General features: G+C 61.9%; 19 protein-coding genes. 13 read left to right on the top strand and 6 right to left on the bottom strand.

What is annotated here, in order from left to right:
- The first annotated feature begins 28 nt into the window (after positions 1–28).
- The 4 genes from GJ699_RS04205 to GJ699_RS04190 all read left to right on the top strand — a co-directional run bounded on the left by GJ699_RS04205 (position 29) and on the right by GJ699_RS04190 (position 4,438).
- Complete coding sequence (locus tag GJ699_RS04205; protein WP_154373422.1) at positions 29–310, top strand: FAD assembly factor SdhE; 282 nt, start codon at positions 29–31, stop codon at positions 308–310.
- 63 nt (positions 311–373) lie between these two features.
- Positions 374–1,675, top strand: a complete 1,302-nt coding sequence (gene gltA, locus GJ699_RS04200) for a citrate synthase (protein ID WP_154373420.1) — start codon at positions 374–376, stop codon at positions 1,673–1,675.
- 144 nt (positions 1,676–1,819) lie between these two features.
- Positions 1,820–3,214, top strand: coding sequence for an MBOAT family O-acyltransferase (locus GJ699_RS04195; RefSeq protein ID WP_154373418.1), 1,395 nt, complete (start codon positions 1,820–1,822; stop codon positions 3,212–3,214).
- Between the two features lie 3 nt (positions 3,215–3,217).
- Positions 3,218–4,438, top strand: coding sequence for an alginate O-acetyltransferase AlgX-related protein (locus GJ699_RS04190; RefSeq protein WP_154373416.1), 1,221 nt, complete (start codon positions 3,218–3,220; stop codon positions 4,436–4,438).
- Here the strand turns inward: GJ699_RS04190 and GJ699_RS04185 are convergent.
- From GJ699_RS04185 to GJ699_RS04165, 5 genes are all read right to left on the bottom strand, one after another.
- The gene (locus GJ699_RS04185; RefSeq protein ID WP_154373414.1) at positions 4,435–4,776 is read right to left on the bottom strand and encodes a PilZ domain-containing protein; all 342 of its coding nucleotides are present in this window, start codon (positions 4,774–4,776) and stop codon (positions 4,435–4,437) included. The genes GJ699_RS04190 and GJ699_RS04185 overlap by 4 nt on opposite strands.
- A 33-nt stretch (positions 4,777–4,809) precedes the next feature.
- Positions 4,810–5,220: a hypothetical protein gene (locus tag GJ699_RS04180; RefSeq protein WP_154373412.1), complete on the bottom strand. Its 411-nt coding sequence runs from the start codon at positions 5,218–5,220 to the stop codon at positions 4,810–4,812.
- 60 nt (positions 5,221–5,280) lie between these two features.
- The gene (locus tag GJ699_RS04175; RefSeq protein ID WP_154373410.1) at positions 5,281–5,661 is read right to left on the bottom strand and encodes a BlaI/MecI/CopY family transcriptional regulator; all 381 of its coding nucleotides are present in this window, start codon (positions 5,659–5,661) and stop codon (positions 5,281–5,283) included.
- An 18-nt stretch (positions 5,662–5,679) separates the two neighbouring features.
- Complete coding sequence (locus GJ699_RS04170; RefSeq protein ID WP_154373408.1) at positions 5,680–6,966, bottom strand: leucine-rich repeat-containing protein kinase family protein; 1,287 nt, start codon at positions 6,964–6,966, stop codon at positions 5,680–5,682.
- A gap of 72 nt (positions 6,967–7,038) precedes the next feature.
- Entirely contained in the window at positions 7,039–7,872 is an 834-nt protein-coding gene (locus tag GJ699_RS04165) for an MBL fold metallo-hydrolase (RefSeq protein ID WP_154373406.1), read from the bottom strand.
- A gap of 98 nt (positions 7,873–7,970) precedes the next feature.
- Between GJ699_RS04165 and GJ699_RS04160 the strand changes: the two genes are divergently transcribed.
- The 7 genes from GJ699_RS04160 to GJ699_RS04130 all read left to right on the top strand — a co-directional run bounded on the left by GJ699_RS04160 (position 7,971) and on the right by GJ699_RS04130 (position 16,942).
- On the top strand, positions 7,971–8,882 hold the full coding sequence (locus GJ699_RS04160) for a LysR family transcriptional regulator (RefSeq protein ID WP_154373404.1): 912 nt from the start codon (positions 7,971–7,973) through the stop codon (positions 8,880–8,882).
- Between the two features lie 208 nt (positions 8,883–9,090).
- Positions 9,091–11,946, top strand: coding sequence for a 2-oxoglutarate dehydrogenase E1 component (locus tag GJ699_RS04155; RefSeq protein ID WP_154373402.1), 2,856 nt, complete (start codon positions 9,091–9,093; stop codon positions 11,944–11,946).
- 78 nt (positions 11,947–12,024) lie between these two features.
- Positions 12,025–13,278, top strand: coding sequence for a 2-oxoglutarate dehydrogenase complex dihydrolipoyllysine-residue succinyltransferase (gene odhB / locus GJ699_RS04150; protein WP_154373401.1), 1,254 nt, complete (start codon positions 12,025–12,027; stop codon positions 13,276–13,278).
- A gap of 56 nt (positions 13,279–13,334) precedes the next feature.
- A complete protein-coding gene (locus GJ699_RS04145; protein WP_154373399.1) occupies positions 13,335–13,673 on the top strand; it encodes a PspC domain-containing protein in 339 nt (112 codons plus the stop codon).
- A 4-nt stretch (positions 13,674–13,677) separates the two neighbouring features.
- Positions 13,678–15,108, top strand: a complete 1,431-nt coding sequence (gene lpdA / locus GJ699_RS04140) for a dihydrolipoyl dehydrogenase (protein WP_154373397.1) — start codon at positions 13,678–13,680, stop codon at positions 15,106–15,108.
- A 69-nt stretch (positions 15,109–15,177) separates the two neighbouring features.
- Positions 15,178–16,275 (top strand): cell division protein ZapE, encoded by a 1,098-nt coding sequence (zapE, locus tag GJ699_RS04135; RefSeq protein WP_154373395.1) that lies wholly within the window; start codon positions 15,178–15,180, stop codon positions 16,273–16,275.
- Between the two features lie 10 nt (positions 16,276–16,285).
- A complete protein-coding gene (locus GJ699_RS04130) occupies positions 16,286–16,942 on the top strand; it encodes a hypothetical protein (protein WP_229261939.1) in 657 nt (218 codons plus the stop codon).
- A gap of 9 nt (positions 16,943–16,951) precedes the next feature.
- Here the strand turns inward: GJ699_RS04130 and GJ699_RS04125 are convergent, their stop codons facing one another.
- Complete coding sequence (locus GJ699_RS04125; RefSeq protein ID WP_154373393.1) at positions 16,952–17,755, bottom strand: PP2C family protein-serine/threonine phosphatase; 804 nt, start codon at positions 17,753–17,755, stop codon at positions 16,952–16,954.
- 115 nt (positions 17,756–17,870) lie between these two features.
- Here GJ699_RS04125 and GJ699_RS04120 point away from each other — a divergent pair, with 115 nt between their 5' ends.
- The gene (locus GJ699_RS04120) at positions 17,871–18,071 is read left to right on the top strand and encodes a YdcH family protein (RefSeq protein ID WP_154373391.1); all 201 of its coding nucleotides are present in this window, start codon (positions 17,871–17,873) and stop codon (positions 18,069–18,071) included.
- 15 nt (positions 18,072–18,086) lie between these two features.
- Positions 18,087–20,123, top strand: a complete 2,037-nt coding sequence (gene yoaA / locus GJ699_RS04115; RefSeq protein WP_154373389.1) for a DNA repair helicase YoaA — start codon at positions 18,087–18,089, stop codon at positions 20,121–20,123.
- Positions 20,124–20,135 lie beyond the last annotated feature (12 nt).

Below are 20,135 nucleotides of genomic sequence, written 5' to 3'. Positions count from 1 at the left end.
GCCCGTTTTTGTGTAAAGTAGTACGACCATGACTGAAACTAACCCTTCTGCGCATCAGTCCGACCCAGCCAACCGCGCCCGCCTGCGCTGGCGCGCCCGCCGGGGTCTGCTGGAAAACGACATCATTCTGACCCGTTTTCTGGATGCGCATGAAACCGAATTGACCGACGAGGAAGTGGACGCGCTCACGCGGCTCCTCGACTTGTCGGACAATGCCCTGATGGATCTGGTACTGGCCCGCAAGGAGCCGGAAGGCGAGGTCGATCTGCCGCACGTGCATACGTTGTTGCAGCGATTGCGTCTGGCGTAAGCGTCAAGCAGCACACCCAGTTTCTTTTTACTTGCATCTCATCTCTCCAAGAAGGAAGAGTCCATGAATATCTCTGATAACAAAGCCACTCTCTCGTTCTCCGATGGCAGCGCATCGGTCGAATTCCCGATCTACAAAGGCACCGTTGGTCCTGACGTCGTCGACATCCGTAAACTGTACGGCGCGACCGGCAAGTTCACCTACGATCCAGGCTTCATGTCGACCGCGTCGTGCAACTCGTCGATCACCTACATCGACGGCGACAAGGGTGAACTGCAATACCGCGGCTACCCGATCGAACAGCTGGCCGTCAACGCCGACTTCATGGAATCGTGCTACCTGCTGCTGAACGGCGAACTGCCGAACGCAGTGGAGAAAAAAGAATTCGTCGAGACCGTCACCAAGCACACCATGGTGCACGAGCAGATGCAATTCTTCTTCCGTGGCTTCCGTCGTGACGCGCACCCGATGTCGGTGCTGGTGGGTACCGTCGGCGCGCTGGCCTCGTTCTACCACGATTCGCTGGACATCAACGATGCCAAGCACCGTGAAGTGTCGGCCATCCGCCTGATCGCCAAAATGCCGACCCTGGTCGCCATGGCCTACAAATACTCGATCGGCCAGCCGTTCGTGTACCCACGCAACGACCTGTCGTACTCGGCCAACTTCATGCGCATGATGTTCGGCAATCCATGCGAAGAGTACAAAGTCAACGACGTGCTGGTGCGCGCGCTGGACCGTATCCTGATCCTGCACGCTGACCACGAACAAAATGCTTCGACCTCGACCGTGCGTCTGGCCGGTTCGTCGGGCGCCAACCCGTTCGCCTGTATCGCTGCCGGTATCGCCTGCCTGTGGGGTCCTGCTCACGGCGGCGCCAACGAAGCGGCGCTGACCATGCTGAAAGAAATCGGCTCGGTCGAGAACATCCCAGCTTTCATCGCGCAAGTCAAAGACAAGAACTCGGGCGTGAAGCTGATGGGCTTCGGTCACCGCGTCTACAAAAACTTCGACCCGCGTGCCAAGCTGATGCGCGAAACCTGCTACGAAGTGCTGAACGAACTGGGCCTGCAAGACGACCCACTGTTCAAGCTGGCGATGGAACTGGAAAAGATTGCACTGAACGACGAATACTTCGTTTCGCGCAAACTGTACCCGAACGTCGACTTCTACTCGGGCATCGTGCAATCGGCGCTGGGCATTCCAGTGTCGCTGTTCACCGGTATCTTCGCGATGGCCCGTACCATCGGCTGGATCGCCCAGTGGAACGAAATGATCGCCGATCCAGAGCAAAAAATCGGCCGCCCACGCCAGCTGTTCATCGGCTCGGCAGTGCGCGACGTGCCGCCGCTGGACAAGCGTTAATCCGCGGACTGCATGCAGCAAACAAAAAACGGGCTTCGGCCCGTTTTTTTTCGTTCCGACTGAAGCCAGGTTTCGTCGATACAATATTATTTGGAATATAATTTCGGGTTACGGTCACGCGCCTTCATCTGACGAGTTTATTGCATGGTTTTTAGTTCCATCATTTTCCTGTTTTATTTCCTCCCTTGTTTCCTGCTGCTGTATTTCGTGCTGCCGTGGAAGAACGCGGTGCTGCTGGTCGGCAGCCTGGTGTTTTACGCCTGGGGCGAGCCACGCTTTGTGCCCTTGCTGCTGCTGTCGGCGCTGCTGAATTACGGTTGTGGCCAGTTCATCGCGCGCAGTGAGGGAAGGGCGCGCAAGCGCTGGCTGGGCGTGGGCATCGCTGCCAACCTCGGCTTGCTGCTGTACTACAAATATCTGGGCTTCTTCGGCGGCATGCTGAACGCTGTGCTGGAAAGGTTTCATGGCGGCCTGGACTTGCCGGCGGTGGTGCTGCCGCTGGGGATTTCCTTCTTCACCTTCCAGGGCATCTCCTATCTGATCGACGTCTACCGGCGTGATATCGCGGTGCAGACCAGCTTCCTCAATTTCGCCATGTACAAGGCGATGTTCCCGCAGCTGGTGGCCGGCCCCATCGTGCGCTACCGTCAGATCGCGCATGAGATCGAGCACCGCACGGCCGACAATGCGCGGGTATGGCTGGGCGTGCGTATTTTCCTGACCGGCCTGGCGCAGAAAGTGCTGATCGCGAATACGGTGGCGGCACCGGCCGATCGTCTGTTCGCCCTGCCGCTGGAAGAGTTGACCGCGCCGGCCGCCTGGATCGGCATCGCCTGCTATTCGATCCAGATCCTGTTCGACTTCGCCGGCTACAGCAATATGGCGATCGGCATCGGCCACATGCTGGGTTTCAGCTACCCGATCAACTTCGACCGGCCGTATTCGGCGCGCTCGATCACCGAATTCTGGCGCCGCTGGCACATCAGCCTGTCGAGCTGGTTCCGTGATTATCTGTACATTCCGCTGGGCGGCAACCGGGTCTCGCCGCTGCGCACTTATATCAACCTGGGCCTGGTGTTCCTGCTGTGCGGCCTGTGGCACGGCGCGGCCTGGACCTTTATCGTGTGGGGCGTGTGGCATGGCGCCTGGCTGATCATCGAGCGCGCCTTCCTCGGCGCCGGCCTGGCGCGCTTGCCCGGCCCGCTGGCGCAGGCATGGACGCTGTTGCTGGTGATGCTGGGCTGGGTGTTCTTCCGCGCCGATACCTTGCCGCACGCGCTGCACTACATCGGCGCCATGTTCGGCCAGGGCGCGCACGGCGACGTGGCGCATCCGTGGCAGATGTATTTCGGCCGCTCGGCGATGACGGCGCTGCTGGTGGGCGTGCTGCTGGCGGTCTGGCGCGGCACAGCGGCGCCGCGCGCGCCGGCCCGCTGGTGGCCGCCATTGCGCGCGGCCGGCCTGCTGCTGTGCTTTGCGTTGTGCGTGGTCAGCCTGGCGGCCGGCACCTACAATCCCTTCATCTATTTCCGCTTCTGAATCATGGTTTCTGCTATCAAACTCCTGCGCGGGAATGTCGTCAAACTGGGCCTGCTGGCGGTGCTGTCGGTGCCGATGCTGGCCGCTTTGCGCGGCGGTGCCGGCAACAACGACGAGCATCGCCATCTGGCGCCGCCGCCCAGCCTGCCGACCTCGTGGCAGGCATTCCTGCAACTGCCGACGCAGACCGACGACTGGATCAACGATCACTTCGGCATGCGCGACCGTCTGCTCAAGGCCAACAACCGGCTGCGCTTCGCGCTGTTCCACGAATTCCCCACCATCCAGATGGCGGCCGGTCGTCACGGCCGGGTGTTCCTGGCGGCGCACAGCGTGACGGCGCCGCCGTATTCCGCCATCACCAACGTCTGCGGCGGCAAGCCGCCGCCGGCGCCGGAGACGGCCGAGTATTTCAGCACCATGGTGGCCGATTTCGAGCGCATGGGCATGCATCCGGCGGTGCTGATCGTGCCGTCGGCGGCGGCGGTGTACAGCGGCGATACGCCGAACTGGCTGCAGCCACGTTGCGGCGCCGACGATACCGCGGTGGCCACGGTGCTGGCGGACCCGGCGCTGAGCCCGCTGGCGCGCCAGCGCATCTTCTATCCGCTGCAGCAAATGCGCGCGCTGGCCGGCAATGACGCGGTGTTCCCGAAAACCTGGTTCCACTGGAGCGGACCGGCGCTGGACGAGATTGCACGGCTGACGGTGGCGCATCTGTGGGGGCGGGCGCCGGCGCAGCAGGCGCCGTGGCCGGTCAAGATGAACTGGAAGGATTCGGATGTCAGCCATCTGTTCCCCGGCGTCAAACTGTCCAGTCTGATTGCGGAACCCGACTTTGAGGCGGCCCATGTGCAGGCATGCTATGGCCCCAACTGTTTCCCGGAGTTTGCCGGCATTGCGAATTACGCCCAGGTGCTGGATGACGTGTCGCGCTTCACCAATCCGGCCGCGCCGGAGCGCCGCTTGCTGATCGTGTCCGACTCGTTTGGCTCCAAAAGCTCGGGCTGGTTCGCGCGCTACTACCGGACAGTGGAGCAGATGGCGACCCACTCGATCAACGACATGAGCCAGGCCGACGTGGACACGCTCAAGCAGGTGCTGCTGCGCGACCCGGAGCATACCGACATTCTGTTCCTGTACCACGATGGCGCCGCCGTCTACAACACGCTGCGGCAAGGGATACAGCGGCTGCATCAGCTGCGGCCGCCGTCGGGCGGTTAAGCGTCGGCCGCGTCTTCCTGCAACAGTTGATGGAAGATGGCGCGGCTGCTGTCGTCAATGCGCAGGAACTGGACCCCGGTCTTGAAGCCGAGCGCGGCGTCGGGATCGCTGTACACCACCTGGCCCATGGCCAGCACCTGGTGGTTGTTTTCGCCCAGCTGCACCTTGAAGCTGACCGCGCAGTATTGCGCCAGCCGGATCTGGCTGTCCGTCTGCAGGCTGATGCCGCCATGCGACAAATCCAGCGTGCGCACCGTGTGGCGCGTTTCGTCGGTCATGGTCAGCGTCGCCGGTTGGCTGACGGTTTGGCGGCGATTGGTGCGGGGCTTGTGCGTCATGACGCTGAAAAAAGTTGAATTAGGAAAAGATTATCACATTCTTCGCTGGCGGCGATCAGGACGTAGCACCAGTAGCCACCAACACAACACTCCCAGCGTCAGCTGTGGCAGATTGGTCAGGAATTTGTCCAGCGTGACGTCGCGCCGCTGGGGCCAGGCGCTGTCGGCTGTTTCGGCCATGATGTTGGTGTGATAGAAGCAGGCGGCCAGCAGGAATAGCGCGGCGATCAGCCAGATCGCCGGCAGGCTGGTGATGCGATGACGCAACAGCGCGGCAAACGGGTAGACCAGCACGCAGCAGAACAGATAGGCAAACAGGTTGGCCGGCAGGTTGGCCAGATCGGCGTGCGGCAGTATCACAGGCACGGCGCAGATGGCGACCGCCAGCAGCACGGCCAGGATTGGATGGGGCTGCTCCGGCCAGGAGGAAAGGAATTGCTTCATAGTGAGCGTCGCGATGGAAAGGCGCTCATTGTAGCCATTCCGGGGCGCTGGCGGGGCTGGCTACTTTTCCTGGTCCAGCAGCGCCTGAATTTCTTCACGTTCCTTCTTGCTGACGTGGCCGCCGCGCAGGGCGGCCAGCACCAGCGCTTTGCCGGAGCCGGCGAAGGCTTTCTGGATCAGGTCTTTCAATAGATTGGTTTGCACCGAATCCTGTTCCTGTACCGGCGCATAGACGTGGGCGCGCTGGCTTTCGTCGCGTTTCAGCAAGCCTTTGGTGTGCATTACCTGCAGCACGCGCAGGACGGTGGCGTAGTTGGTGTCCGGACGGCTCTCTTGCGCGGCTTCGTGCACTTGCCGCGCTGTGGCCGGCCCGAGCGCGAACAGCAGGCGCAGCATTTCCAGTTCGGCGGCAGTCGGTTTGGGCAGGTTCGTGGTACTCATGGATGTAGAATAAAATATCTAGAATGGCTTGTCTAGCTGTTCTTTAATGGCGCTGAAGCGCGGCGTGCCTTGCAGGCAGGCGGCTTGCAGTGCGCGCAACGCCGCCGGCGGCGCGGGGCAGCGGTCCAGCAGTTCTTCCAGCAGGCAGCCGAAGGCGTGCACTTCCAGTGTTTGCAGCGCGTCGGCTTGCGGCCCGGCCGGGTCGTAGAAGGAGGCGGCGCCGAAGTCGCCCAGCAGGGTGTGGCCGTGGTCGTCGTGCAGGATGTTGTGGGCGTAGAGGTCGCCATGCAGGATGCCGTGCGCGTGCAACTGGGCGGCGGCGGAGGCGATGCCGCGTGCGATGCTCAGGGCGGTGTTCAGGTCGAACAGCTTGTCGTCAGCGTAGATGTCGCGGGTGCAGCTGTCCAGGCTGGGCGGGCCGGCCAGGTTGTGGAAGGCGGGCGGGATCAGCGACATCACCAGGCCGTGGACGGCGTCGGGATGGTCTTCGACGTGGCCCAGGATGGGGATCAGGTTGGCGTGCGCGCCGGCGCCCAGGCAGGCCGCCATTTCGCTCAGCGGCGAGCCGTCGCTGGTCATCGTGCCTTTGAAGAGTTTGACGGCGACCGGGACCGCTTCGGGCCCGCGCAGCCATTCGGCGCGGTAGATGATGCCGGAGGCGCCTTCGCCCAGCTTGGGGCCGATGCGCAGCGCCGGCCAGCGAATGGCGGCGGATGGCGTGTGCACCAGCGCATCTTCGTAGCGCTCGCAGAACGGGTTGCCGGCGTAGGCCAGCCAGCGCAGGCGCGGCAATGCTGGCAGCCAGTCGGGCAGGGCGTCCAGCTGGTTGCTGGCGATGCGCAGCAGTTCCAGCCGGTGCAGCTGTGCCATCGATGCCGGCAGCGCGCGCAGGCGGTTCCCGGCCAGCATCAGCTTTTGCAGCTGGGGGCGCTGACCCAGTTCTTCGGGCAGTGTTTCGATTTCGTTGTCGGTCAGCACCAGCCAGCGCAACGCGGCGGGCAGGGCGGCGGCGGACACGTGGCGGATGCGGTTGGCCTTGAAGCCGACCATGCTCAGCGCGGGGCAAGCGCCCAGCACCGCCGGCAGTTCGGTGAATTGATTGTCCGAACAGAAAATGATGCGCAGCTTGTGCAGCTGGAACAGATCGTCCGGCAGCGACGACAGCGCGTTACCGCTCAGGTCGAGGATTTCCAGGCTGTCGGCCAGCGTGAAGATTTCGCGCGGGAATTCGGTGAGGCCGCAGCGCATGGACAGGCGCGTAATGCCTGCCAGCGCGCCGCTGCGCAACTGCTCCAGGGTGTGCATATGGGACGGCGGTAACAAAGGACGGCGCAGTGTATCACTTCGCTGCCTCAGCCGCCGCCCCGCGTCAGCGGGTTACCATTTCATTTCGCCCTTGGCGACCTTGGCGCTGATATCCAGCGCGCTTTGCAGGCCGGCGTTCGGATACAGCTGTTGCATGCGGCCGATCAGCGCCGCCGAATCGGCCGCCTTGGCGGTTTCGGCATCGAACTTGACCAGATAATCGCGGGTGTAGCCGACCGACGCCGGCGTCGGCGCCAGGCCAGGCGCAAAGTGGCCCGGCACCACGGTGAGCGGTTTCAGCGCGGCGATGCCGTCCAGCGTCTTCAGCCATTGCTGGCGCGAGGCCGGCGTTTGCGAGTCGGCCGTCCACACGTGCAGACCGTTGAACACACTGACGCCACCCACCACCGCCTTGATCGACGGGATCCACACGTATTCCGGTTTGATCTGCAACTGCTTGCCTTCCAGCGTCAGGTCGCCCTTCAGCGGCTGCGGCACGATGATTTCCTTGGGCGCGTTTTCTTTCAGAATCGGCCCCCAATAGGCGACTTTGGCGGCTTTCTTGGCGTTGATGCCGGCGATGGTGTGGGGCAGGGCCACCACCTTGGCGTCCGGGAAGGCGGCGTGGATCACGTCCAGGCCGAAGTAATAGTCAGGATCGTCCCAGCTGATGTAGATCGTGGTCAGGTGCTTGCCGCTGGCGCGGATGCGCTCGACCAGCTTCTCGGCCTCGCCGCGTGAAAACTGGGCGTCGATCAGCACCGCGTCCTTGTCGCCGCTGACCAGCACCGAGGCGACCGGGAAAATGGCGGCTTCGCCAGGGTTGAATACGTCCAGCGTCAGCGGTGCGGCATGGGCGCTGATGGTGGTGGCGAGGGCGGCGGACAACAGGGTGGTTTTGATCATGACAAGCTCCGGGTTAAGAATGCTGTCATCTTAAATTTCCTAATCCGATAGAAAAATAGGTTAATCTGCGCGAGTTAATTGCATAAATCGGACGAATCATGGACCGCATCACCGCCGCGCGGGTATTTGTCAGCATTGCCGAACGCGGCAGCATGATCGCCGCCGCCGAGGCGCTGGACATGTCGCGCGCCATGGTCACGCGCTATCTGGCCGAGATGGAGCAGTGGGCCGGCGCACGCCTGCTGCACCGGAGCACGCGCCGTCTCAGCCTGACCGACGCCGGCGAACTGACCTTGGCGCGCTGCCGCCGCATGCTGGACGTGGCCGACGCTATGGCGGTGGCCAGCGGCGACGCGGCCGACACCCCGCAGGGCTTGTTGCGCATCACCTGCTCGCAGGCGCTGGCGCAGGCCGAGCTGTTGCAGGCGGTCGAGCAATTCCTGCAGCGCTATCCGCGCACCGCGGTCGATCTGCAGATGAGTAACCGCGCCGTCAACCTGATCGAAGAGCGCATCGACCTGGCGCTGCGCGTGACCAACACGCTGGAACCCAATCTGATCGCCCGCCAGCTGGGGCAGTGCGACTCGGTGATCTGCGCCGCGCCGGCTTACCTGGCGGCGCACGGTACGCCGCAGCTGCCGCAGGATCTGGTCAACCATAATTGCCTGACCTATAACTACTTCGGCAAAAGCCTGTGGCAGTTCACCGATGCCGCCGGCGCCGCGCTGTCGGTGCCGGTCAGCGGCAATCTGTCGGCCAATGAAGACTTCATCCTGCTCAAAGCGGCGGAGCGCGGCGGCGGCATCGCCATGCAGCCGCTGTACAGCGCCGGCCCGCTGATCGCCGACGGCCGCTTGCTGGCGTTGCTTCCTGGCTACACTCCCTTAAGGATGGGGATCTACGGCATTTACACCTCGCGCCAGCATATGGCGCCGGCGTTGCGCGCTATGCTGGACTTATTGTTAAGTTGGTTCGAGAGCAAGCAGTCTCGGGGCTTAAGCATCAATTAATGCGCAAAGATTTATGCGCTTTTTGTCGCGGCCATGGTTGTTGGGATACAATACCGATGCTATGCTGAATGGCCTGTTTTAGGTATAACCCGAACAAATAGCCCTTCCCCACAACTTGATGTGCAATCCGCTAACCGGTCAGGCCGTGTCGCGGAAGGTTAGATTAACCCGCTAATTCCTCGCGAAGCGCGAAGAAAGGTGAGCAAGAATGATGCAACAATATACGTCCAACTCCTACCTGTTCGGTGGGAATGCTCCGTACGTTGAAGAACTGTATGAAGCGTATCTCGACAATCCAGGCTCCGTCCCAGACAACTGGCGCGCCTACTTCGATGCCATGCAACACGTACCGGCAGTCGATGGTTCCAATAAACCAGACGTAGCACACGCCTCCGTTATCGCCTCTTTCGCAGAGCGCGCTAAAGCTGGTCCAATCCGCACCGTATCCGCCTCCGCCGACGTTGAAATGGGCCGCAAGCGCGTCGCCGTTACCCAGCTGATCGCAGCCTACCGCTATCTGGGCTCTCGCTGGGCCAATCTGGACCCGCTGCAGCGCCAGGAACGTCCGAGCATCCCTGAGCTGGAGCCGAGCTTCTACGGCTTCGCCGATGCCGACCTGGACACCGTATTCAACATCAGCAACACCTACTTCGGCCCAGAGACCGCGACCCTGCGCGACCTGCTGAACTTCCTGCGCGATACCTACACCCGTTCGATCGGCGCGGAATACATGTACATCTCCGACCCGGCCGAAAAACGCTGGCTGCAAGAGCGTCTGGAGTCGATCCGCTCGACCCCGAACTTCACCCCGGAGAAGAAAAAGCACATTCTGGAGCGTCTGACCGCTGCGGAAGGCCTGGAACGCTACCTGCACACCAAGTACGTCGGCCAGAAGCGTTTCTCGCTGGAAGGCGGCGAAACCTTCATCGCCTCGATCGATGAAATCATCCAGCGCGCCGGTGAAAAAGGCGTGCAAGAGATCGTGATCGGCATGGCCCACCGCGGCCGTCTGAACGTGCTGGTCAACACCCTGGGCAAAGCCCCGCGCGAGCTGTTCGAAGAATTCGAAGGCAAGCACGCTGACGACCTGCCAGCCGGCGACGTCAAATACCACCAAGGCTTCTCGTCGGACATCTCGACCGCTGGCGGTCCGGTCCACCTGTCGCTGGCGTTCAACCCATCGCACCTGGAAATCGTCAACCCAGTGGTTGAAGGTTCGGTCAAAGCCCGTATGGATCGCCGCGGCGACCACGGCGGCAAGCAAGTGCTGCCGATCCTGGTGCACGGCGACGCCGCCTTCGCCGGCCAGGGCGTGGTGATGGAAACCCTGAATCTGGCGCAAACCCGTGGTTACGGTACTGGCGGTACCGTGCACATCGTGATCAACAACCAGATCGGTTTCACCACCTCCGACCCGCGCGACGCCCGTTCGACCATCTACTGCTCGGACGTGGTCAAGATGATCGAAGCGCCGGTGCTGCACGTCAACGCCGATGATCCGGAAGCCACCGTGCTGGCCTCGCAAATCGCGATGGACTACCGCACCCAGTTCGGCAAAGACATCGTGGTTGACATCATCTGCTTCCGCAAACTGGGCCACAACGAGCAAGATACGCCTGCTCTGACCCAGCCGCTGATGTACAAGAAAATCGGCAAGCACCCAGGCACCCGCAAGCTGTACGCGGACAAGCTGTCGGCGCAGACCGTGATCCCGGCCGATGGCGGCGATCAACTGGTGGCCGCTTACCGCGAAGCCATGGACGCCGGCAAACACACCGTCGACCCGGTCATCTCCAACTTCAAGAACAAGTACGCCGTCGATTGGCTGCCGTTCCTGAACAAAAAATGGACCGACGCCGCCGACACTGCCGTGCCGCTGACCGAACTGAAACGTCTGGCCACCCGCATCACCACCGTGCCGGAAAACTTCAAGGTGCACTCGCTGGTGGAAAAAGTGCTGGCCGACCGCGCCAACATGGGCAAGGGCGAAGTCAATCTGGACTGGGGCATGGGCGAACACCTGGCGTTTGCATCGCTGGTATCGTCGGGCTACGCTGTCCGCCTGACCGGCCAGGACGCCGGCCGCGGCACCTTCACCCACCGTCACGCCGTGCTGCACGACCAGAACCGCGAGCGTTGGGATGCCGGCACCTACGTGCCACTGCAAAACATCGCTGAAGGCCAGGCGCCATTCACCGTGATCGACTCGGTGCTGTCGGAAGAAGCAGTGCTGGGCTTCGAATACGGCTACTCGACCGCCGAGCCGAACACCCTGACCATCTGGGAAGCCCAGTTCGGTGACTTCGTCAACGGTGCGCAAGTTGTGATCGACCAGTTCATCAGCTCCGGCGAAGTGAAGTGGGGCCGCGCTTCCGGCCTGGTGATGCTGCTGCCGCACGGCTACGAAGGCCAGGGTCCGGAGCACTCGTCGGCTCGCCCAGAGCGCTTCCTGCAGATGTGCGCGGACAACAATATGCAAGTGGTGCAGCCAACCACCGCCTCGCAGATCTTCCACGTGCTGCGTCGCCAGATGGTGCGTCAGTTCCGCAAGCCGCTGGTCATCATGACCCCGAAATCGCTGCTGCGTAACAAGGACGCAGGTTCGCCACTGAGCGAACTGGCCAAAGGCGCGTTCCAGACCGTGATTCCGGAAGTGGACGACAAGATCGACGCCAAGAAAGTCAAACGCGTCATCGTTTGCTCGGGCAAGGTGTACTACGACCTGGTCAACGCACGCAAAACGCGCGGCCAGACCGATACCGCGATCCTGCGTATCGAACAGCTGTATCCGTTCCCGCACAAGGCATTCGTTGCTGAACTGAAGAAGTTCCCAGCGGCGACCGAAGTGGTGTGGGCACAGGACGAACCGCAGAATCAGGGCCCATGGTTCCAGATTCAGCACAACATCTTCGAGAGCCTGGAAGCAGGTCAGCGTCTGGCATACGCCGGCCGCCCAGCTTCGGCATCGCCAGCGGTCGGTTACTACGACAAGCACTACGCTCAGCAAAAAGAGCTGCTGGAGACTGCATTCTCGAAGCTGAAGGGCTTCATCCTCACCAAGTAATCCACCACTTTCAGATAGAACGGAGCGCCGTCCTGCTACGCGGGGCGGCGCCGCAACAACAAATAACGGAGTTTTTTCATGGCACAAATCGAAGTCAAAGTTCCTCAACTGTCGGAATCGGTCGCTGAAGCAACCATGCTGACCTGGCACAAAAAGGTCGGCGAAGCCGTTGCACGCGACGAAAACCTGATCGATATCGAAACCGACAAAGTGGTTCTGGAACTGCCGGCACCTGCCGCTGGCGTCCTGGTGCAAATCATCAAGGGCGACGGCAGCACCGTGGTGGCTGACGAATTGATCGCAATTATCGACACCGATGCCGGCGCTGCCGTTGCGGCTCCAGCCGCCGCTGCCGCCGCTCCAGCACCTGCCGCCGCCGCTCCAGCCGCTGCCCCGGCAGCCGCTACCGGTGGCAACAAAGGTGATGTGGCGATGCCTGCCGCCGCCAAGATCCTGTCGGAAAAAGGCCTGTCGGCTTCCGACGTGGCCGGTTCCGGCAAAGATGGCCGCGTGACCAAGGGCGACGCCCTGGCCGCCGGCGCCAAAGCACCGACCGTGGCACCACTGGCCGCGCCAGCCGCCAAACCAGCACTGGCGCAAGTGGCCGCACCAGCCGCCGCCAACCTGGGCGATCGTCCGGAAGAGCGCGTGCCGATGAGCCGTCTGCGCGCCCGTATCGCCGAGCGTCTGATCCAGTCGCAATCGACCAACGCGATCCTGACCACCTTCAACGAAGTGAACATGGCTCCGGTCATGGAACTGCGCAACAAGTACAAAGACAAGTTCGAGAAAGAGCACGGCGTCAAGCTGGGCTTCATGTCGTTCTTCGTTAAAGCCGCTGTGGCCGCGCTGAAGAAATACCCGATCCTGAACGCTTCGGTTGACGGCAACGACATCGTCTACCACGGCTACTTCGACATCGGTATCGCGGTCGGTTCGCCACGCGGTCTGGTGGTGCCTATCCTGCGCAACGCCGACCAGATGACCATCGCTGAAATCGAGAAGAAAATCGGTGAATTCGGCGCCAAGGCCAAAGAAGGCAAGCTGACCCTGGACGACCTGACCGGCGGTACCTTCTCGATCTCGAACGGCGGCACCTTCGGCTCGATGCTGTCGACCCCGATCATCAACCCGCCTCAATCGGCCATCCTGGGCGTGCACGCCACCAAGGATCGCGCTGTGGTTGAAAACGGCCAGATCGTTGTGCGTCCGATGAACTACCTGGCAATGTCCTACGACCACCGTATCATCGACGGCCGCGAAGCCGTGCTGGGCCTGGTGGCCATGAAGGATGCGCTGGAAGATCCAGCCCGCCTGCTGCTGGACCTGTAATTCATCGCGCTACCCCGGGCCAGCCTCGGCCCGGGGAATTCTCAAGAGGGTCTTGAATGAGCGTCTCGGAAGAAATCAAGCGTTTGCACGAACTAAATCAGGCGGGTGCGCTGACGGACCAAGAGTTCGCGGCGGCAAAAGCCCGTCTGCTCAACAGCGAAGCCACCGGCACTGCCGGTCCCGGCGTCGCCACCTCTGATATTTCGCGGCTGCGCCGCTCGCGCACCGACCGCTGGCTCGGTGGCGTCTGCGGCGGCCTGGGTCGCATCAGCGGCGTGGAGGCGTGGATCTGGCGATTGCTGTTCGTGATGTTCGTCCTCACCTTTGGTTTCGGCCTCGCGATCTACATTCTGTTATGGATCTTCGTTCCAGAAGACGAACTGATTGGAAATTAAAAACATGAGCAAACAATTTGACGTAGTAGTCATCGGCGCCGGTCCTGGCGGTTACATCGCCGCCATCCGCGCAGCGCAGCTGGGCTTCTCGGTAGCCTGCGTGGACGCATGGGAAAATGAAAAGGGCGGTCCTGCTCCAGGCGGCACCTGCACCAACGTTGGTTGCATCCCATCCAAAGCGCTGCTGCAATCGTCGGAACACTACGAGCACGCCGGCCATGCGTTCAAAGAGCACGGCATCGACGTCGCCGGCCTGTCGCTGAACCTGGGCCAGATGATCAAGCGTAAGGACGGCGTTGTGAAGCAAAACAACGACGGTATCCTGTACCTGTTCAAGAAAAACAAAGTGACCTTCTTCCACGGCCGCGCCGCCTTCGCTGGCGCCGCTACCGCCGAAGGCTACCCGCTGACCATCAGCGCGCCTGCCAACGAGTCGATCACCGGCAAGCAAGTGATCATCGCCACCGGCTCCAACGCCCGTGCTTTGCCAGGCGCGGAGTTCGATGAGCAACTGATCCTGTCGAACACCGGCGCGCTGGACATCGCGGCCGTGCCGAAAAAACTGGGCGTGATCGGCGCCGGCGTGATCGGCCTGGAAATGGGTTCGGTATGGCGTCGTCTGGGTTCGGAAGTGACCGTGCTGGAAGGTCTGCCGACCTTCCTGGGCGCAGTTGACGAGCAGATCGCCAAGGAAGCCAACAAGCTGTTCACCAAGCAAGGTCTGAGCATCAACCTGGGCTGCAAGATCAACAAAGTCACCAAGGGCGACAACAACGTCACCGTGGAATTCGATAACGCCAAAGGCGAAGCCAACACCGCCGTGTTCGACAAGCTGATCGTGTCGATCGGCCGTACCCCGAACACCAACGGCCTGGCCGCTGATAAAGTCGGTCTGGCGCTGGACGAGCGTGGTTTCGTGGCCGTCGACGACGACTGCAAAACCAATCTGCCAGGCGTATGGGCGATTGGTGACGTGGTGCGTGGCCCGATGCTGGCGCACAAAGCGGAAGAAGAAGGCGTTGCCGTGGCCGAGCGTATCGCTGGCCAGCACGGCCACACCAACTTCAACACCATCCCTTGGGTGATCTACACCTCGCCGGAAATCGCCTGGGTCGGCAAAACCGAACAGACGCTGAAGGCCGAAGGCGTGGCGTACAAAGCCGGCACCTTCCCATTCCTGGCCAACGGCCGCGCACGCGCGCTGGGCGATACCTCGGGCATGGTCAAGTTCCTGGCTGACGCGACCACCGACGAAATCCTGGGCGTGCACATCATCGGCCCAATGGCTTCGGAACTGATTTCGGAAGCCGTGGTGGCGATGGAGTTCAAGGCATCGGCGGAAGACATCGCGCGCATCTGCCACGCTCACCCATCGCTGTCGGAAGCAACGAAAGAAGCGGCGCTGGCGATCGACAAGCGTACGCTGAACTTCTAAGCCTGATTTAGCTGGGCTACAGGGCGGGCCGCCATGGCCCGCCATTTTTGTTTGTGCAGAATGAACACTATGAACGTCCAAGAGTACTACCACAACGCGCTGTCACAGCGCGGCTACAAGCCCGATGAAGCGCAGCAGCGCGCGATCACCCGTCTGCAGCAATGCTATGACGAATGGGTGGAGTACAAGGGACAGCGCTCCAGTACCTTCAAACGCCTGATCAACCGCCCGGCGGTGCCGAAGGGCGTGTACATGTGGGGTGGAGTGGGGCGCGGCAAGTCCTTCCTGATGGACAGTTTCTTCTCGGTGGTGCCGCTGGTGCGCAAGACCCGGTTGCACTTCCACGAATTCATGCGCGATGTGCATCGCCAGCTCGACGAGCTGCGCGGCGTGGCCGACCCGCTGGACGAGGTGGCCAAACGCGTCGCCAAGAAATACCGGCTGATCTGCTTCGACGAGTTCCACATCTCGGACGTGGCCGACGCCATGATCATGTACAACCTGCTGAAGGCGCTGTTCGACAATGGCGTGTCCTTCATCATGACCTCCAACTACGATCCGCAGCTGCTGTATCCGGACGGCCTGCACCGCGACCGCATCCTGCCGACCATCGCGCTGCTGTACGAGAAGCTGGACGTGATGAACATCGACGCCGGCATCGACTATCGCGGTCGCGCGCTGGAGCAGGTGGAAGCCTACTACACGCCGCTCAACGCCCAGACCGACAAGGCGCTGCGCGACGCCTACGCCAGCGTGGCCGAAACCGCCGATGAAGATCCGGTGATCCGCATCGAGGCGCGCGAAATCCGCGCCTTGCGTCGCGCCGGCACCATCATCTGGTTCGACTTCAACACCCTGTGCGGCGGCCCGCGCTCGCAGAACGATTACCTGGAAATCGCCAGCCGCTTCCATACCGTGATATTGTCCGGAGTGCCGATGATGTCGGCCTCGATGTCGTCGGAGGCGCGCCGCTTCACCTGGCTGATCGACGTGTTCTACGACCAGGGCGTGAAGCTGCTGATGTCGGCCGAGGTCGAGCCGGAAGAGCTGTACACCACCGGCGCCATGGCCAACGAATTCCATCGCACCGTGTCGCGTATCGTCGAAATGCAGTCGCAGGAATACATGAACCGCCAGCAGCGTGGCGCTGCCGCATCGCTGGCGTAAGGATAAGAATATGAAAGCAATCATGATTGCGCTGGCGATGCTGAGCGCAGCCGCCACGGCGCAAGCCGAAGGTGTGAAATCGGTCGACGAAGCTAACGTCGCGCTGGCGAAAGTGGCCAAGGACCGCGAGGCCACGCACGCCGAATTCGCCACCAGCGAGCGCGAATGCTATACCAAGTTTTTCGTCAATAACTGCCTGGACAAGGCCAAGGAAAAGCGCCGCGTGGCGCTTGCCGAGATCCGCGCGCGCGAGGTCGACGCCGAGCATTTCAAGCGGGTCGACTCGGTCGCCAAGCGCGATGCCGATCTGGCCGAGCGCGCCCGCAAGGATGCCGAGGAAGCCGCGCTGCGCGCCGCCCAGCCGCCCAAGCCGCCGAAGGAAGAGCATGCTGATCCCAAGCCGGCCTCCGGTCCGCGCGTGGCCGAGCGTGAAGCCCAGCATGAAGATAAGGTGAAGCGTCAGGAGCGCGAGGACGCCGCCAACGCCACCAAACGCGCCGCCAACGTGGAAGCGTTCGAGCGTAAAAAGGTGGAGTCGGAGCGCCGTCAGGCCGAAGTGAAACGCAAGATGGCGGAAAACGCCGAGAAGGCCAAGCAGGCCGCCGAGCGCGACGAAGCCGAACGCAAGAAGGCCGAAGCCCAGAAGCAGGCGCCGGCCAAGCAGTAATCAGACGGTTCAGACGGCTCTGCGCATCTTCTGCACGGTGTAGCCGGGCGCTTCCGGCGGCGGCGACACCAGCTTGATGATGGCCATCGAGGCGTTATCGCCCTTGCCCTGGGCGCGCTCGCCGGCTTTGTTGATCAGGCGTTCGGCGGCCTGGCGCGGCGTGTTGCGCGCCACCGCCGCCGCCAGTTCTTCGGGGCGAAACAACTGCCACAGACCATCCGAACACAGCATCAGCGCGTCGCCGGCCTGCAAGCCTTCGTAACTGCCGGTGCTGACGTAGGGGTCTTTCAGGCGATTGCCCAGCGCATTGTTCAGCAGACGCGAGGCGCGGTGTTTTTTGGCCGCCTCCAGCGGCAGCTTGTCGTGATTGACCAGGTGTTCGACATAGGCGGTGTCATTGCTGCGCATGGCGCAGGCTTCGCCGCGAAAGCGGTAGACGCGGGCATCGCCCACATGCGCCCACACCAGTTGCGCTTGCGGCGTCAGCACCATCAGCGCCAGCGCGGCCTGCGGCTCGGTCGCCGCCGCCAGCGGATTCATTTTGACCATCTGATGCACTTCCAGCGCAATATTGGCCAGCAGCTGCTGCAAGCGCGGCAGGTTGACGCTGTCGCCCACGCGGTATTCGTCGAACAAGTGCTTGCTGGTCAGCAGTACCTGGTCGGACACCAGCGGGCTGCTGTTGCCGTCGGCCAGCACCGCCATCACGTAACCGGGCGCCTGGGCGGCGGTGTACAGCGCCACGCGGTCGTTCTGTTGCGGCCGATTGCCGATGTGCTGGGCGGTCCCGGCTTCTATTTTGTAGGCGCTCATAAGATCATTTGTTGGCGGCGGACGCGCCGTAGATTAAACTATGCACCGGGTCGCAGTTTGTATGCAACGGGTACGCAATTGGTGTTGTTCCGGTGAAACTATTTGGTTGAGAAATATGACTGATGTACAAGATATTCAGCGTCGTTTGATTGAACTTGATGTTGAGCACCGCGACCTGGACGCGGTCATTGCCATGCTGACGCTGGACGGTCACCACGATCAACTGCAATTGCGGCGCCTCAAAAAGCGCAAACTGCAACTGAAAGACCATATCACTCTGCTAAAAATGCAATTGGTGCCCGACGTTCCGGCGTAGGCATAACGACTTATTTTGACCGAACACCTCCCACCGTCCCCCGAAGCCACGCCCGCCATCATCGGCGCCACTCCAGAACAGCCCCCCGGCAAGTATGACTCCGAGGTCGAGCGCCTGTTCGGAGCTGGCGGTCCGCTGGGGCCGGCCGTTGGCGACTTCCGCCCACGCCGCTCGCAAACCGAGATGGCCAAGGCGATCGCGTCCGCCATCGCCAGCCAGACCACGCTGATCGCCGAGGCCGGCACGGGCACGGGCAAGACCTTCGCGTATCTGGTGCCGGCGCTGTTGTGGGGCGGCAAAACCATCGTGTCGACCGGAACCAAGAACTTGCAGGACCAGTTGTTCCTGCGCGATATCCCGGCGGTGCGCAATGCCCTGCAGGCGCCGGTTTCGGTGGCGCTGCTGAAGGGGCGCTCGAACTACGTCTGCCACTACCATCTGGAACGCACGCTGCAGAATGGTCGCATGACCTCGCGCGACGATGTTGGTTATTTGCGTGAAATCTCGCGTTTTCTCAAAATGACCAAGTCCGGCGACAAGGCCGAGCTGGCCCGGGTGCCGGAAAACGCCACGGTGTGGAATCTGGTGACCTCGACCCGCGACAATTGCATGGGCGCCGAATGCCAGTATTACCAGGATTGCTTCGTCATGAAGGCGCGCAAGGAGGCGCAGCAGGCGGACGTGGTGGTGGTCAACCATCACCTGTTCTTTGCCGATGTGGCGCTGAAGGATTCCGGCGTGGCCGAACTGCTGCCATCGGCCAACACCATCATCTTCGACGAGGCGCACCAGCTGCCGGATACCGCCACGCTGTTCTTTGGCGACACCTTCTCCACCTCCCAGGTGCTGGAACTGTGCCGCGATGTGCTGGCCGAAGGCTTGTCGCAGGCGCGCGATGGCGCCGACTGGGGCAAGGTGGTGACGGTGGTGGAAAAAGCCGCGCGCGATCTGCGGCTGACTTTCCCCCAAGACATCGTACGGCTGTCGTTGCCGCAGATCGCGCCCTCCAGCGATTTCTTCCCGGCACTGGAAAAGCTCAAGGATGAGCTGGACGGCATGGTGGCGGTGCTGGACAAGCAGGCCGAGCGCGCCGAAACGCTGGAGCAATGCCGTCAGCGCGGGCTGGAATTGCAGCAGCGTCTGGGCGCGTGGAAATTTGACCCCAAGGCCAAGGTCGCCAAGGGCGAGGAGGCCGTGTTCTGGGTCGAGGCCTATACCTCGTCCTTGCAGCTGCACAAAACACCGCTGTCGATCGCGCCGATCTTCAATGGCCAGCGCGAAGGCGTGCCGCGCAGCTGGATTTTTACCTCGGCAACGTTGGCGGTGAAGAACGATTTCAGCCATTTCTCCGAGCAAATGGGCCTGGGCGACGAGCCGTCGCGCTCCTGGCCCAGCCCGTTCAACTACGAAGAACAGGGCATTTTGTATGTGCCGACCGGCTTGCCGGACCCGAATTCCTTCGGCTATACCGACGCGGTACTGAACCTGGCCTTGCCGGTGATCGAGGCCGCCGGTGGTAAAACTTTCCTTTTGTGCACGACTTTGCGCGCGGTCAAACGGGCCGCCGAAGTGCTGCGCGACGAGTTTGAGAAGCGCGGTTTGCCGTTCCCATTGTTCATTCAGGGCGACAAGGGCCGCACCGAATTGCTGGATCAATTCCGCAAGGCCGGCAACGGCGTGTTGATCGGATCGCAAAGTTTCTGGGAGGGCGTGGACGTGCGCGGCGACGCCTTGTCGCTGGTGATTATTGATAAATTGCCATTCGCGCCGCCCGATGATCCGGTGCTGGCGGCCCGCATCGAGGTGATGGAAAAGCAGGGCAAAAATGGCTTTATGCACCACACTTTGCCGGAAGCGATCATCAATCTGAAGCAGGGCGCCGGCCGTCTGATTCGTGATGAAAAAGACCAGGGCGTGCTGATGTTGTGCGATCCGCGCGTGATTTCCAAGCCTTACGGCAAGCGAATTTGGCAGAGTTTGCCGGCGTTCAAACGCACGCGCGAACAGCAAGTCGTGCTCGACTTCTTCAAAAACAAGTATTCCGAGCAGTAACTTCCAGTAATA

It is taken from the genome of Duganella guangzhouensis (assembly GCF_009674535.1).
GTDB lineage: Bacteria > Pseudomonadota > Gammaproteobacteria > Burkholderiales > Burkholderiaceae_D > Rugamonas > Rugamonas guangzhouensis.
Note: the sequence above shows the minus strand (reverse complement) of the source record. Positions and strands in the feature narration are given on the sequence as shown.